The sequence below is a fragment of the Paenibacillus lupini genome, assembly GCF_011761355.1.
GTDB lineage: Bacteria > Bacillota > Bacilli > Paenibacillales > Paenibacillaceae > Pristimantibacillus > Pristimantibacillus lupini.
In genome coordinates this window covers 13795-30083 of the sequence record NZ_JAASRW010000006.1, presented here as the reverse complement: position 1 = coordinate 30083, position 16289 = coordinate 13795, and the positions used below count along the sequence as shown (strand labels likewise).

Genomic DNA, 16289 nt, shown 5'->3' with positions numbered 1-16289 from the left:
TATCCTTGTAGTGATTGTACTATAATTTCTAAAACGATGCCTATTATTAATCCTCATATGGTACAATTAAAGGTATCGTGTTTATTATTACATTCATAAACGGTGGGGAAAACAAAATGTTACAATTGCTGCTTTGGGCATTTTACTTCTTGTCCTTGTACGCCTTTATTCCTGCACTAATCAGCCGTGTTTTCGGATTCCGTGTGTTTAAGAAAGGCCGCGTCGCGAGCGAAATCGCACTCACCTTTGATGATGGACCGGATCCTGAATATACGCCGCAGCTGCTTGATCTGCTTGCACGGTATAAGGCGAAGGCAACCTTTTTTGTCGTTGGCTCGCATGCGGAGAAGCATCCGGAATTACTGCGCAGAATGCATGATGAAGGTCATATTATCGGTATTCATAATTATGTTCATAAGACCAATTGGTTTATGAGACCTAAGACGGTGCGCAATCAGATTGCGCGTACCTCAGACGTAATACGGGAAGCAACCGGAATCCGTTCCGTTTATTATCGGCCGCCTTGGGGGATCATTAATATTTTTGATTTCACCAATCGGAATAAGATGCAACTCATCTTATGGTCAGCTTTGTTTGGTGACTGGAATGTAAAGCTTGGAGCCGAACAGCTAAAGCAGAAAATGATGAAAAAGCTTGGTCCTGGAGAAGTGCTGCTCCTTCATGACTGTGGACGTACACCAGGGGCTGACCCGACTGCACCAGCGAATATGCTGATTGCACTGGAAGCCTACATGGAAGAAGCGACAAAACGAGGATACCGGTTTGTTGGTATAGCGGAGATGATTAAATTGTCAGAGAAAACGTCCAAACGTTCTGTATGGAAAAAAACAATCGTTGGAGCATGGCTCCTGTATGAGCAATTGTTCCATCTTGTTTTCCGGCTTAAGCATGTTGGGGAAGATAACCATTGTTTCCATTACCGCATTATCAAGTATAACGGGGATCCAATTAAACTTGCGGATGACGGCTATTTGAACAAAGGGGATAAAGTCGTTGAACTGCATTTCGATAATAAAATGTTATCGACGATTGCAGCCACATCCAGTTCGCCTCTCGCAACCGGAATCCGGATGCTTCGGGAAGTTGAGCAGGCACTGCCAGTTCTGGCAAGTGAACTGGCGAATGATCCGGAAGCAGCAGGAGCACGCTCCTTATATGGCGTAACGATGATCCATCGTGGTGCCGATCGATTAGGGTTCCAAGTTGTGCCGATGCCAGATGGTCTATTCGCTCGTACAACACGAATTTACTTGCGGATTCTAACGCGAGTACTTACCAATAAGCAGCGTAACTCAAGAGGTAAAGCAAGAAGGGATACGATCAACCCACATATGCTATTTATGCCTATTGAACGGCTGATGATGTATTCCGTGAACGCTCCTGCAGCAATAGACGTCAAACCACATCAGGAAGTCGCCGCCGCTAAGTCTTCACCTTCCATTGATGAGGCTTCTGATCTAGAAAGCAACCCATCCGTAATATAAATTGTTCTGTCCATAAAAAGCCGACAATTCCATTGCAGTTGTCGGCTTTTTATTTCGGCTTTTTGTTCCTTCTTCCCCCTTTCCTGTTTGCAGACGAAGTCAGCGGGCAGGAAAGGGGAGCTGTTGTTTGTTTTGGCTGGTGTGTGCTCCAACGGAGCAGACGTCTATCTCTGGAGAAGCGGAGCGTTCGCCTTTGGTTCCCAGATTCCAACTTGTTACAAGTTGATTCAGTGGAATCTGGAACCAACAGTGATCGGAAGAGATAGACGTCTGCGGAGTGGTGCAATAGCAATACCATCCCAAACAAAAAAAGCAGCTCCCAAAGGAAGCTGCTTCACTCTGCAAACTACATTTTCATTACGCCGCCCATACTAGCATTTGTAACCAGGTGCGAGTAACGAGCTAAGTAGCCGCGTTTGATTTTTGGTTCGAAGCCAGGCCATGCGGCGCGGCGTTTTTCCATTTCTTCGTCGCTGATCATCAGCGTAATTCCACGATTGTTCATATCCAGCTCAATGATGTCGCCGTCTTGAACGAAGGCGATTGGGCCGCCTTCAGCCGCTTCCGGAGATACGTGACCGATACTGATCCCGCGGGATGCGCCCGAGAAACGTCCGTCAGTGATGAGGCCGACTTTTGTGCCAAGTCCCATACCAACGATTTGCGATGTTGGAGCAAGCATCTCTGGCATACCTGGACCGCCTTTAGGTCCTTCGTAGCGAATAACAACTACATGGCCTTCTTTTACTTTGCCGCTCGAGATGCCTGCAAGAGCATCATCTTGGGAATCGAAGCAAATAGCAGGTCCTTTATGATAGCCGCCAACCACTTTGTCGATAGCGCCGACTTTAACGATCGAGCCGCCTGGAGCCAGGTTGCCGAACAATACAGCCAGACCGCCGCGTTCGCTATGCGGGTTGTCGATTGTACGGAGAACATCTGTATCTAGGATTTCACAGCCTTCAACATTCTCGCGAAGTGTTTTACCAGTAACAGTTATACGTGTACCATCCATTGCGCCTTCTTTTTTGAGCAGCTCATTAATAACGGCACTTACGCCGCCTGCAACATGAACATCTTCGATGTGGTAATCAGATGCTGGAGCAATTTTCGCAAGATGCGGAACGCGTTCTGCGATTTCATTGATACGTTCGATTGGGTATTCGATGCCAGCTTCATGCGCAATAGCAAGCGTGTGAAGAACAGTGTTTGTTGAACCGCCCAAAGCCATATCAAGAGCAAATGCGTTGTCGATTGTTTCTTTTGTAACGATATCACGTGGTTTGATGCCAAGTTCGATCAATTTCATCAGCTGGCGAGCCGATTCTTTAACGAACTCTTTACGCTCAGGCGATACAGCAAGAATCGTACCGTTGCCTGGCATTGCAAGGCCAAGGCCTTCTGCCAGACAGTTCATCGAGTTTGCAGTGAACATGCCGGAGCAAGATCCGCAAGTTGGACAACCGAATTGTTCCAATTCAGTAAGACCTACTTCATCAATCGTACCTGCGATATATTGGCCTACGCCTTCAAATACGCTGGTCAGGGAGATTGCACGGCCGTCGGAAGTTCTGCCTGCTTTCATTGGTCCGCCGCTAACGAGCATGGTTGGGATGTTAACACGAAGGGCACCCATCATCATACCTGGTGTAATTTTGTCACAGTTCGGAATACAAACCATGCCGTCGAACCAGTGTGCGTTAACTACTGTTTCTATGGAGTCAGCAATGATCTCGCGGCTTGCAAGCGAGTAACGCATTCCGATGTGACCCATCGCGATACCGTCATCTACACCAATAGTGTTGAATTCAAACGGTACGCCGCCTGCTTCACGAATGGCTTCTTTAACCAGCTTACCGAATTCCTGGAGATGAACATGACCTGGAATAATATCAATATAAGAGTTACAAACCGCGATGAATGGTTTGCCGAAATCTTCTTCCTTTACGCCTGCAGCCCGCAAAAGACTGCGGTGAGGTGCGCGGTCAAATCCTTTTTTAATCATATCAGATCTCATTTTCTTAGGCGCCATGCTAGTCCCTCCCATGTAATGTCATACCTTTGAGTTTAACATATCGGACAAACGTTGGCTACCGGAGCAGGAGGCGGGAAGTGCCGTAAATGCTTGTAAAACAGCGTAAATTGCGCTTATTATGGTCTTTACGCCCATGTTGTCTACATTTTTCGACATTTTTTTATTATCGGCTAACTATTTGTGGCAAAATGAGTACTGCGGTTTTATGAAGGAGGAATCAACACATCATGTATAAATTGCTGCTCGTCGATGATGAACCGGAAGTAACAGAAGGTCTCATGATGGAGATCGATTGGGAAAGCTGCGGCTTCTCTGAAGTGAAGACAGCCGGTAACGGCAAGGAAGCGATGGAGTTAGTTGAGAAAATGGAGCCCGATGTGCTCATAACCGATATTAGCATGCCCTATATGAATGGACTCGAGCTGTCGGACTGGGTGAAAAAAATGTATCCAATCACCCGAGTTGTTATTTTAACGGGGCATGATGAGTTTGAATATGCAAAGCAAGCCATTAATCTTCAGGTAGAAGCTTATGTGCTTAAGCCGTTCTCGGGTCAGCAATTAACGGAGACGGTTCTGGAAGTGAAACGCAGAATGGATGAAGAGAGGAAGATGCGTAATAACATCGAGCTCTTGCAGGAGCATTACCGTACAACGCTGCCAATCGTTCGTGAGAAATTTCTGTCCTCTTTAATAACTCGCCATCAATCGATAGCAGCCATCCGTGAGAAAGCGGACAAATACGGTATGGAGCTGGAAGGCGAAGGTTATCTTGTATCTATTATTTCGGTGATTCATTCGGACAAGCCTGAAGAGGGGGAGGATCCGCATCATGTTGTTTCCTCGATAAAGGATCTAGACCTGAAGCTGTTTTCAATCACAAATATAGCTAGTGAAATATGGATGAGGGATAAGCTTGGTAAAGTATTTATTCATCAGGATCAAGTTGTCCTGTTTACCGTAAGCCCTGATGCGAATGGCGAATTGGTCATGGAAACGACTCAGAATGCTTTGAAAGAAATTTTGCAAAGTATAGAAAAGTTTTTAAAGCTCCCGATCATGATTGGAGTTGGTACGATTACGCAGGATATCCGCAGCTTGAAATATTCGTATGAAGCGGCTGAGTCAGCGCTTGATTACCGGCGTATTCTTGGCATGAACCAAATTATTTGCATTGATGATATGGAAGAGCGTGTACAGGAAAAGCTGATCTTCGATGAGTGGAAGGAGCAGAACCTGGTCCGCTCCATCAAGCTTGGGACAGAGCAAGAGCTGTCGGATGTTATTGATGAGCTGTTTGACAACATCTCACGGGTGCAGGCTCCCGTACATGACTTTCAGCATTATTTACTGGAGATGGTAACGGCCATCATTAAGTTATCCAAGATGATAGATGACGGAACTGACCCTATTTTTGCAGGAGGAGCAGGTATACTCAATCAGTATCAAAAGTTGAATACGCTGAATGAAACCAAAGCATGGTTTACTGACTTATGCGGAAAAGTACGCAGCCGGATTGTAAGCCGCAGGCAAAGCTCGTACAAACATATCGTTGAAGAAGCGATTCAATACACGAAGACCCATTTTGGCGACCAGGAGCTGTCGATTGCTGTTGTTTGCGCACATCTGCACATTAGCACGGGATACTTCAGCAGTTTGTTCAAGAAAGAAGTGAAGTTGACCTACGGTGCTTATCTGCTGCAGCTAAGGATGGAGGCAGCGAAAGAATATTTGCGGACAACGGAAATGAAGACCTTCGAGATTGCGGATAAGGTTGGCTTTGCCGATCCGAATTATTTCAGCCTCTGTTTCAAGAAATATGAAGGTGTATCTGCCAAAGAGTATCGTAACGCCCTTTCGGAGTCATCCAAATGATGCGCGGCAAGAGTATTCAATACATTTTGTCTGTTTCCATCATCTTGTTCTCGGTCTTCATCATTATCGTTGTAAGTACTGTGTTATACGGCCGTTTCGCAACAACTGCTGAGGAGAATGCCTTCCGTAACTCTCAGCAGATTGTTGATCAAGTTAGTTATAGTCTTGAAAATAATGTGCAGGCAACCGCAGATTTGTTCAATATGATGTACCATACGATCAGCCTGAGTGGAGATGTGGATTCGGAGACTATACGACGTCAATTAGAGACGATGATGTCTACCCGTGCAGATACGGTATCACTTGCCTTATTTGATGAGAAAGGGCAGCTTGTGATGGATTTACCGAATGTCGCGATGAAGCAGGCGCTGGATGTAAGATCCGAAGGCTGGTTCCAAAGTGCGCTGGATACCCCAGGTCATCTGTCGATCTCGCTGCCGCATGTGCAGAATTTATATAAGGAGCAGTTCCGCTGGGTCGTCTCACTGAGCAAGAGTATTACCATTAATCATAATGGCAAGTCCATCCAAGGGGTACTGCTTCTTGATGTGAACTTTAACACAATTGATGAATTATCGGATCGGGTCAGCCTGGGTGAAAAGGGTTATGTCTATATCCTGGATGAATCGGCAGGCAATATTGTTTATCACCCGCAGCTGCAGCTCATCTATGCGGGATTAAAGGATGAGAATGTTGAGCTTGCCTTGAAGCATACATACGGCAGCTTTATCGACCGAACCGCGGATGATACGAAAATCATAAGTGTGCAGACGATTGGCAATGTAGGTTGGAAGGTTGTAGGGGTGTCTTACAAAAATGAAGCCATGACGTCTATTTCGGAGCTGAATCGGTCTATGTTTCAGCTTCTTCTTGCTTTAATCCTTATCGTTGTGCTGTTGTCCAGCATAGTTTCAAGGCGTATTTCGAGGCCAATTAAACAATTGGAGCTGTCGATGAAAAATGTGGAGCATGGCAATTTCGAACAAACAGCGATTGGCGAAGGTCCATTAGAAGTATGGCAGCTGGCTGACCGCTTTAATATTATGATTGGCACAATTAAGAAGCTCATGAGACAGATCGTTACAGAGCAGGAGAGCAAACGGAAGTATGAGCTTGAAGCGCTTCAGGCCCAAATCAATCCACATTTTCTGTACAACACACTCAATTCGGTCGTTCGAATGGTCGGGATGAACAAGAACGAAGAAGTAACAACGATGATTACTTCGTTGTCCAGGCTGTTCAGAATCAGCCTTGGCAAAGGCAAAAGTGTTATTACGATAGCTGATGAACTTGAGCATGCACGAAATTACCTCGTTATTCAGCAAATGAGGTTCAAGAATAAATTTGATTATTCGATTGAGGCGGATGAGGCTGTCTTGAATTATGCAACCCTCAAGCTGATCATCCAGCCTTTAATTGAGAACGCTCTTGTACATGGCATTGAGCCTTCTGTTGATAAAGGCCATATTAAGGTGAAGGTCAAGCTTGATGGTCAAGACATTGTTATTGAAGTAAGTGATGACGGACTTGGGATGAGTGAGGAACGGCTTAATCAGGTAATGACAGGCCAAGTCACTAGTTCAAAAGGTTCAGGAGTAGGCGTGACGAACGTGCAGGAGCGGATCCGATTATTTTATGGACAGACGTATGGCCTGCATTTCGACAGCGAACTTGAGGAAGGAACAATGGTAACGATCCGATTCCCGGCTATGGAACTGGAGCAGGCTGAAGGGAGGGATCAGGCAGAATGAACCGGAGACGAAGGGTTATTATAAGCATCCTGATTTTTGTTACGGCAGCTGTTCTGCTTCTATCCGCCTTTAATCCAGGTTTTCTGGAGCGGAAATCGAGAACTTCGGATATGACCATTCAAGTTATTTTGCGGTCTAACGAAGGTGATTATTGGCAGAACGTGGCCATGGGGGCACAAGCAGCTGTGAAGGAATTTGGTATTACGATGTATGTAACCAATTCTTACGATCAGGGCGATATAGAAGGTCAGCTTCAAGCTGCGATGCAGTCCTTGGAGACAAAACCGGATGCAATTGTACTAGCGGCGAGTGATGATGAGTCGTTTGGTCCGTTTTTGAAAGCAGCTGCGGATCGGCATATTCCTGTTATTGCAATCGACAGCATACTCACATCAGGGAAAACAAAATCTTATATCGGAATGGATAACTACACGGCGGGAAAAGAGGCACTCGACGAGCTGGCCAATCAGCTTGATGGGCAAGGGGATATAGCCATTGTGACACATACGGCTGCGGGTATTAATGGCAGGCTCCGGGAACAAGGCATCCGGGACGCTGCGGCTAACCATCCAGATATCCATCTCGTAGACCGGGTGATGTGCTCGGGTGATCATGACAGCTGCAGTGCTTCAGTCAGCAAGGAGCTTCAAGAGCAAAAGCTTGACGGCATTGTTGCCATTAACATCGTATCCTCGATTGGGGCGGCAATGGAGCTTAAGAAAGAACAGGCTGGCGAACGGATCAAGCTGATTGGTTTTGACAGCTCGCCGGAACTGCTCGAGATGATGCAGGACAACCAACTGCAAAAGCTGATTGTTCAAAATCCGTTCAGCATGGGTTATCTAGGTATCAAATACGCAATGGAAGCAGCGCTTGGGCATAAAGTCCCTTCCCGGGTTGAAATTGAGCGGAAACTGATCGACAAGAAAAACATGTTCTGGAAGGATAACCAGAAGCTGCTATTCCCTGTCGTTCAGTAATATGAAAGTGATGAGAATATTAATAAAAAAGATGAGAATATTAGATTCGAATCCATTTCAAATTTCGACATAATAAGGATGCAGCAAGCAAGTCAAACGGCAAGCTCGCATTACTTAATTCACTCGGGGGGTAATACAGAGATGAAAAAATGGACAGTAGCTCTAGTTGCGGGAGCAGTAGCACTTACAGCAGCAGGTTGCTCGAACTCGGATAACGGCGGTTCCACAGGTGGAAGCCTTCCTAAAACAGGCGTAGCGATTTACAAATTCGACGATACGTTTATGAGCGGCGTTCGGAACTCCATCAGCAAAGCGGCTGAAGGCAATGTTAAGGTTGATATCGTAGACAGCCAAAACTCCCAACCGACACAAAACGATAAAGTTGACTTGTTTATTACGAAAAAAGTTAAAGCGATGGCGATTAACCCGGTTGACCGTACGGCAGCAGGCGTTATTATCGATAAAGCCCAAAAAGCTGACATTCCAGTTGTATTCATCAACCGTGAGCCTTTGGCTGATGACCTTGCGAAATGGGATAAAGCATTCTTCGTAGGTGCGAAAGCAGAAGAATCCGGCACAATGGAAGGCGAAATCGTAGCTGACTACTGGAAAGCTCATCCTGAAGCTGACAAAAACGGCGACGGCGTACTGCAATACGTAATGTTGAAAGGCGAGCCGGGTCACCAAGATGCTGAGCTTCGCACGAAGTTCTCCGTTCAAGCGATCGAAGACGCTGGCATTAAAGTTCAAAAGCTGGCTGAAGATACAGCTATGTGGGATCGCGTAAAAGGCCAAGAGAAAATGGCTGCCTTCCTTGGTTCCCATGGTGATAAAATCGAAGCCGTTCTCGCAAACAATGATGACATGGCACTCGGCGCTATCGAAGCTCTGAAAGCACAAGGCTACTTCAAAGGCGACAAGAAAATGCCGGTTGTAGGCGTTGATGCAACTGACCCTGCTATGCAAGCTCTGAAAGACGGCACAATGCTTGGTACTGTTCTGAACGATGCTGACAACCAAGGTAAAGCAACAGTTATGCTGATGAAAGTTCTGGCAGCTGGCGAGACTCCTACAAAAGAAAACACTGGCTATGACATCACAGACGGCAAATATGTTTGGATTCCATACCAAAAGGTAACGCAAGAAAGCGCAAAATAAGTTTAATTTAATACAAACTGATTTTGTCGCTAAAGCGCAAAATAAGCGAAGTAATTCGCGCAACTTAATTAAGCAACTTAAAAATAAAAAATAACGAAGAACAGGGAGCGACGACAGCACTTCCGTTGTCCCCCTGTTTTTTTGTACCTTGCTTCTTGGATGGGAGCCGGATTAAAGGAGGCTATATTAATGGCAGAGCAGCATCCTTATTTGCTTGAGATGAACAATATTACTAAGACTTTCCCTGGTGTTAAAGCACTTGATGATGTAACGCTTAAAGTTCGTCCGGGTACGGTACACGCCTTGATGGGTGAGAATGGTGCCGGCAAATCAACACTGATGAAATGCTTGTTCGGGATTTATCATCCGGATGCAGGCGAGATTTACTTAAATGGACAAAAGGCAGACATAAAAAACTCAAAAGACGCTCTTAACAGCGGCGTATCAATGATTCATCAGGAGCTTCATCCAGTGCCTCAGCGCAGCGTGATGGAGAACATTTGGCTTGGCAGATTTCCGATGATGGGCGTAGCCCCGTTTCGGTTCATAGACCATAAAAAGATGTATAAAGACACCATCGCATTGTTTGAAGATTTGAACATGGACATTGATCCGAACCAACTGGTCGGCGAATTGTCGGTGTCCAAAATTCAATCCCTTGAAATTGCGAAGGCTGTATCGTTCAACTCGAATATAATCGTCATGGATGAGCCTACTTCATCGCTCACAGGCAATGAGGTTGAACATTTGTTTGCGATTATTAACAAGCTGCGTGCACGCGGCGTAGCCATCATTTATATTTCGCACAAAATGGAAGAGATTTTGCGTATTTCCGATGATGTAACGATCATGCGTGATGGTAAATACATCGGGACATGGCCGTCTCCTGAACTGACGATCGACATGATCATTCAGCGTATGGTTGGCCGTGATTTGTCCGATCGTTACCCTGAGCGTACTAACGTGCCAGGAGAAGTAATGCTCAAAGTAGAGGGCCTCACTTCAACGAATCCTAAATCGTTCAAAGACGTTTCCTTCGAGCTTCGCAAAGGTGAGATTCTTGGCGTAGGCGGTCTTGTAGGTGCGCAGCGTACAGAATTGATTGAAGCGCTGTTTGGACTTCGTTCGGTGAAATCCGGTGTCATTCACAAAGACGGCAAGGAAATTAAAGTGAAGAATCCAATCGATGCTAAGAAGCATAAGATTGCCCTTCTAACGGAAGAACGCCGTGTAACCGGTATTTTCCCAGTCTTGTCGATTACGGAAAATACAGCGATTGCCAACCTCGGCCTTTACAAAGGACCGATGGGCTTCTTGAATGAAGCGAAGATGCGTGATGAAGCGAAGAAAGGCGTTGAGAAGTTCAGAACGAAAACGCCGTCTGTTAATCAGCTTATCCGTAATCTGTCGGGCGGTAACCAGCAGAAGGTGCTTCTTGCACGCTGGCTGTTGACGAATCCGGACATTCTGCTGTTGGACGAGCCGACACGTGGTATCGACATCGGTGCGAAATATGAGATTTATCAGATCATTATTGATCTGGCTAAGCAAGGCAAGAGCATCATTATGATTTCGTCTGAAATGCCTGAGCTCATTGGTATGTCGGACCGGATTATGGTTATGTCCGAGGGCCGTGCAACCGGTATCCTCGACAGCAAGGATGCGACAGAACAAAGTATTATGAGATTGGCCGCACAGACAGGCTAATGATGAGGATTTGAAGGAGGACTAACACTCATGGAAGCAACAAGAGGTTCAAGAGCTAAAAGTATGTTTTCACAAAACGCGATTTGGATCGTGCTGATCGCTTTGATCGCTGTTATTACTATTATGGACACGAGTTTCTTGTCCGTTACCGTATTTAGAGATATGCTCGTCCAATCGTCGACACGATTGATTATCGCACTTGGTGCAGCGTTCATCCTGATTACTGCAGGGACTGACTTGTCAGCCGGCCGCGTTGTGGGTCTGACGGCGGTTGTATCCGCATCGATGCTTCAAAACCCGGAATATGCGAATAAGTTTTTCCCTGATCTGCCGTATCTGCCAATGTTTCTTCCAATCCTGGTTGCAATCGTTGTAGGTCTGATTGTTGGTTTGATTAATGGTGTTATCGTTGCGAAGTTTAATGTACCTCCGTTCATTGCAACGCTTGGTACGATGGTTGCCGTGTACGGCGCGAACTCGCTGTACTTCGATATGAAGCCTAACCAATCGCAGCCTATCGGCGGTCTTCGCAGTGACTTCAGTGATTTAGGTACTGGTGCAATCGGTAATGGCGACTGGTCTTTGCCTTACATTGTACTAATTGCAATCTTCGTTGCGTTCATCGTATGGGTTGCTTTCAATAAAACAACTCTTGGTAAAAACATGTATGCGATTGGCGGCAACATTCATGCTGCTCACGTATCCGGTATTAATGTAGCAAAATGCTTGATGTGGATCTATGGTATTGCTGGCGCTTTGTATGGTCTGGCAGGTGTTCTGGAAGCAGCGCGTACAGGCGGCGCGACAAACAACTATGGTAACATGTATGAGCTTGATGCGATCGCAGCCTGCGTAGTTGGCGGCGTATCGACAACAGGCGGCGTAGGCCGAGTGAAAGGCGTTATCGCTGGTGTATTGATCTTCACCGTTATCAACTACGGTCTGACTTTCATCGGTATCAGCCCTTACTGGCAGTTGATTATCAAAGGTGCAATTATCGTTGTTGCAGTAGCCTTCGATATCCGCAAATATGTAGCTAAGAAATAGTCTAATAAAAATACAAACGAAACCCGCGAGGTCAAACTCGCGGGTTTTTTCATATTTTGACAAAATTCTATCAAAAGCGACATGATTATGTCATATATAAGTAAGGAATTCACCAGATTGTCAAATGTACCAAGGTGACCATTCAACAATATGTCATATTACCTAACACAAATTCATTTACTTCATACTGGCAGCTGTCTATAATGGAACTAATACACTTGGGAGAGGTGGAAGCATGCAATTAACAGAACGCGAGAAGGAAAAACTCCTGATTACGATTGCTGCAGATTTGGCAAGAAAACGGATGAAGCGTGGTGTAAAGCTGAACTATCCTGAGAGTGTAGCGCTTATTACCTCCGAGATCATGGAAGGTGCTCGTGACGGTAAGACTGTAGCGGAATTAATGCAATTTGGAACAACCGTGTTAAAGCGAGAGGATGTAATGGGTGGAGTACCGGAAATGATCAGCGAAGTTCAAGTTGAAGCGACATTCCCGGATGGAACGAAGCTTATTACGATTCATCATCCGATCTCCAGCTAGGCTTGATTGCTTCGCAATTCTTTAAGCCTAATGCTTTCGAAGTTAAGAATTGCTTCGCAATTCTTTAAGCTTGATGCTTTCGAAGTAAGAATTGCTTCGCAATTCTTTAAGATTATGCTTTCGAAGTAAGAATTGCTTCGCAATTCTTTTTAGGAGGGAAAGCTTGCATGATACCTGGGGAATACAGGGTTACACCTGGTTCAATTGTGCTGAATGCCGGACGCCGGACGGCGAAAACGATTGTCGTCAATACCGGTGACCGTCCGATTCAGGTCGGCTCTCATTTTCATTTTTTTGAAGTAAACCGGGCATTATCCTTTGATCGCGAAGCTGCCTTTGGCATGCGACTTCATATACCAGCAGGTACGGCTATAAGGTTCGAGCCCGGGGAAGAAAAGCCGGTAACGCTTGTTGAGCTTGGAGGTGCCAAGCTGTCCTACGGGTTAAACGGGTTGTCGCAAGGAAAGGCGGAAGCTGGTGCGATGCCGGAAGAAGTCCGTGCACGTCTCATTTCATGGGAAGGGGAAGACGGATGAGTATCATCGACAGAGAGCGTTATGCGGCTATGTTCGGACCAACAACAGGAGATGCGGTAAGGCTGGCAGATACCGAGCTTTGGGCCGAGATTGAAATGGACTATACCGTATACGGCGATGAATGCAAATTTGGCGGAGGTAAAGTGATCCGCGACGGTATGGGGCAGTCCAGCGGGGCAACACGGGATGAAGGTGTGCTTGATACACTTATCACGAATGCAGTCATTATTGATCATTGGGGTATAGTGAAGGCAGATATCGGTATCAAGGATGGCTGCATTGTTGGGATTGGCAAGGCTGGCAACCCGGATATTATGGACGGGGTCACCCCTGGCATGATAGCTGGGGTTAGTACGGAGGTCATTGCCGGTGAAGGGAAGATCATTACGGCTGGCGGCATCGATGCCCATATTCATTTTATATGTCCGCAGCAGATCGAGACGGCACTTTCTTCCGGAGTAACCACGATGATTGGTGGTGGAACCGGTCCGGCTACAGGAACTAACGCTACAACCGTAACTCCTGGGGCTTGGCATATGCGGCGAATGCTGGAGGCGGCGGAGCATTTTCCAATGAATCTCGGTTTCACGGGCAAAGGAAATGCATCGTTCACAGCACCACTCATCGAGCAGATCGAAGCAGGTGCCATCGGGCTGAAGCTTCATGAAGATTGGGGAACTACTCCCGCTGCCATTGATGCCTGCTTATCCGCTGCAGATCAATATGATGTACAGGTTGCGATTCATACGGATACGCTTAATGAAGCGGGTTTTGTAGAGGATACGCTAAGGGCCATCGGCGGGCGGACCATACATACTTATCATACCGAAGGGGCTGGCGGCGGTCATGCCCCGGATATCATTGTTGCGGCAGGTGAGCTTAATGTACTTCCTTCTTCAACTAATCCAACTCGTCCTTTTACGATTAATACAATAGAAGAGCATCTGGATATGCTGATGGTCTGCCATCATCTCGACAGCCGGATTCCTGAGGATGTTGCTTTTGCGGACTCCCGTATACGCCCTGAGACGATTGCGGCGGAAGATATTTTGCATGATATGGGTGTCTTCAGTATGATCAGCTCCGATTCCCAGGCAATGGGGCGGGTAGGTGAAGTCATTATTCGAACCTGGCAGACGGCGGATAAAATGAAACAGCAGCGCGGACCATTAGCACCTGATACAACGAGTGATAATTTCCGCATCAAGCGTTATATAGCGAAGTACACGATTAATCCGGCCATTACGCATGGGATTTCGCATATCGTTGGCTCGATTGAAGCGGGAAAATATGCGGATCTCGTATTATGGCAGCCGATGTTTTTTGGAGTGAAGCCGGACATGGTGCTTAAGGGCGGCAGCATCGCCTACGCACAAATGGGTGATCCAAATGCGTCCATACCAACTCCTCAGCCAGTGTTTGGGCGGCATATGTTTGCCTCCTTCGGTAAGGCAGTCTATAACAGTGCGATCACGTTTGTCTCTCAGGCTGCATTTGACCGCGGTATCGATCAACAGCTGGGTTTGCAGAAACGGATCGAACCCGTACGGGGCTGCCGGTCGGTCACGAAGAAGGACATGATTCATAATGATGCCACGCCGGTTATTGAAGTTGATCCAGAGACCTACAAGGTAACGGTAGACGGGGAGCATGTGACCTGCGAACCAGCGAAATCGCTGCCGATGGCACAGCGCTACTTTTTGTTCTAGGAAGGAGCGGTTGCTAGGGTGGGGAGTTATGGAGCTTGGCTCGCGATGCAGCAGTTATTAGATTCTGCCCTGCCGATCGGCGGTTTTTCCCATTCATTTGGTCTCGAGACAATGGTGCAGGAAGAACGTATCCGCCACAGCGGGCAGCTGTATGATTATGCGGCAGTTATGATGCGGCAAAGCTGGGCTACCGCAGATGCCATGATCATTCGCGCGGTTTACCGTGATTCTCCGCTCGAAGAATGGGACAGATTGTTTGCTGTCGAACGGCTTGTGCATGTCCAGAGAATCGCCGTAGAAACAAGGGTTGGTATGGAAAAGATGGGCCGCCGGCTGCTGCAGCTTGCAACTGCCATTCATCCTCAGCTTGACTGGTCGTTATTAAATGAAGCTTTGCGTCGTGGAGACTGCCAGGCTACACATCCGCTCGTTCACGGGTTTGTGTGCTGGCGGCTGGGAGTAGAGGAGGAGCAGGCTATCCAGGGGTATTTGTACACCTGTATTGTAACCTGTGTGAACAGCGCCCTGCGTCTGATGTCCATCGGACAGACAGAAGGGCAATCACTTATTGCAAAGCTGTCGCTGTTAACAGACGAAGCGTCAGGAATAGCAATGTCTTTAGAACCGGAAGAGGCTTATTCGAATATGCCGATGGCCGAGCTCGCCATGATTAGGCATGAACAGCTGTATTCCCGCTTATTTATGTCTTAACCAATTAGGGGAGGTATCATTATGTGCCAAGGTCAAGGTCATACACATAAGGAATGGGAAAAACCAGTTATCGACGCGTCGCGTCCGATTCGGATTGGAATCGGAGGTCCGGTTGGTTCAGGTAAAACAGCGCTTGTTGAGCGGTTGTCACGGGAGCTTCACGAAAAATACAGTGTTGCGGTTATCACGAATGATATTTATACAAAAGAAGATGCACGAATCCTGGTCAATACAGGTGTCCTGCCGGAAGAGCGAATTCTTGGGGTAGAGACTGGCGGCTGTCCGCATACGGCGATTCGAGAGGATGCGTCGATGAACTTCGAAGCAATTGAAGAGCTGCAGCGCAGGTTCGAGAAGCTGGATCTGATCTTTATTGAAAGCGGCGGCGATAATCTGGCAGCTGCTTTCAGTCCGGAGTTGGTTGATCTTTTCATCTATATTATCGACGTGGCCCAAGGTGAGAAAATTCCGCGTAAAGGCGGACCTGGTATCATGCGCTCGGACTTACTTGTTATTAACAAGATCGACCTGGCTCCTTATGTAGGGGCAAGCCTCGAAGTCATGGATACCGATTCGAAGCGGATGCGCGGCGATCGTCCGTTTGTTTTCTCCAATATGTTTGGCGGCGATGGCGTAGCTGAAATAGTTGGTTGGCTTGAGCATGAGATATCGCATGCACGTGGCGAAGCGCATACGCATATCGTTCAGCTTGGCGCAATGCCTCATAATCATTAA

13 protein-coding genes are annotated in these 16289 nt (G+C 46.8%); 12 read left to right on the top strand and 1 reads right to left on the bottom strand.

What is annotated here, in order from left to right:
- Positions 1-116: 116 nt before the first annotated feature.
- Positions 117-1505, top strand: a complete 1389-nt coding sequence (locus FHS17_RS19410) for a polysaccharide deacetylase family protein (RefSeq protein WP_167280111.1) — start codon at positions 117-119, stop codon at positions 1503-1505.
- Positions 1506-1851: 346 nt separating this feature from the next.
- Here the strand turns inward: FHS17_RS19410 and ilvD are convergent, their stop codons facing one another.
- Entirely contained in the window at positions 1852-3537 is a 1686-nt protein-coding gene (ilvD, locus tag FHS17_RS19405) for a dihydroxy-acid dehydratase (protein ID WP_243865454.1), read from the bottom strand.
- 230 nt (positions 3538-3767) lie between these two features.
- Here ilvD and FHS17_RS19400 point away from each other — a divergent pair, with 230 nt between their 5' ends.
- The 11 genes from FHS17_RS19400 to ureG all read left to right on the top strand — a co-directional run bounded on the left by FHS17_RS19400 (position 3768) and on the right by ureG (position 16289).
- Complete coding sequence (locus tag FHS17_RS19400; protein ID WP_167280110.1) at positions 3768-5414, top strand: response regulator; 1647 nt, start codon at positions 3768-3770, stop codon at positions 5412-5414.
- Complete coding sequence (locus tag FHS17_RS19395) at positions 5411-7165, top strand: cache domain-containing sensor histidine kinase (protein WP_167280109.1); 1755 nt, start codon at positions 5411-5413, stop codon at positions 7163-7165. The genes FHS17_RS19400 and FHS17_RS19395 overlap by 4 nt, the downstream gene beginning before the upstream one ends.
- Positions 7162-8145: a substrate-binding domain-containing protein gene (locus FHS17_RS19390; RefSeq protein WP_167280108.1), complete on the top strand. Its 984-nt coding sequence runs from the start codon at positions 7162-7164 to the stop codon at positions 8143-8145. Before FHS17_RS19395 ends, FHS17_RS19390 begins: the two co-directional genes overlap by 4 nt.
- A 141-nt stretch (positions 8146-8286) precedes the next feature.
- Positions 8287-9303 carry a galactose ABC transporter substrate-binding protein gene (locus tag FHS17_RS19385; protein ID WP_167280107.1) on the top strand — a complete coding sequence of 339 codons (1017 nt, stop codon included), beginning with the start codon at positions 8287-8289 and terminating at the stop codon, positions 9301-9303.
- Between the two features lie 189 nt (positions 9304-9492).
- Positions 9493-11010: a sugar ABC transporter ATP-binding protein gene (locus FHS17_RS19380; RefSeq protein ID WP_167280106.1), complete on the top strand. Its 1518-nt coding sequence runs from the start codon at positions 9493-9495 to the stop codon at positions 11008-11010.
- Positions 11011-11040: 30 nt separating this feature from the next.
- Entirely contained in the window at positions 11041-12057 is a 1017-nt protein-coding gene (gene mglC, locus FHS17_RS19375) for a galactose/methyl galactoside ABC transporter permease MglC (protein WP_167280105.1), read from the top strand.
- A 235-nt stretch (positions 12058-12292) separates the two neighbouring features.
- Positions 12293-12598 carry an urease subunit gamma gene (locus FHS17_RS19370; RefSeq protein ID WP_167280104.1) on the top strand — a complete coding sequence of 102 codons (306 nt, stop codon included), beginning with the start codon at positions 12293-12295 and terminating at the stop codon, positions 12596-12598.
- A gap of 167 nt (positions 12599-12765) precedes the next feature.
- The gene (locus FHS17_RS19365; protein ID WP_167280103.1) at positions 12766-13134 is read left to right on the top strand and encodes an urease subunit beta; all 369 of its coding nucleotides are present in this window, start codon (positions 12766-12768) and stop codon (positions 13132-13134) included.
- Complete coding sequence (gene ureC / locus FHS17_RS19360; RefSeq protein ID WP_167280102.1) at positions 13131-14843, top strand: urease subunit alpha; 1713 nt, start codon at positions 13131-13133, stop codon at positions 14841-14843. The genes FHS17_RS19365 and ureC overlap by 4 nt, the downstream gene beginning before the upstream one ends.
- An 18-nt stretch (positions 14844-14861) precedes the next feature.
- Positions 14862-15554: an urease accessory protein UreF gene (locus FHS17_RS19355; RefSeq protein ID WP_341805868.1), complete on the top strand. Its 693-nt coding sequence runs from the start codon at positions 14862-14864 to the stop codon at positions 15552-15554.
- A gap of 21 nt (positions 15555-15575) precedes the next feature.
- Positions 15576-16289 (top strand): urease accessory protein UreG, encoded by a 714-nt coding sequence (gene ureG, locus FHS17_RS19350; RefSeq protein WP_167280101.1) that lies wholly within the window; start codon positions 15576-15578, stop codon positions 16287-16289.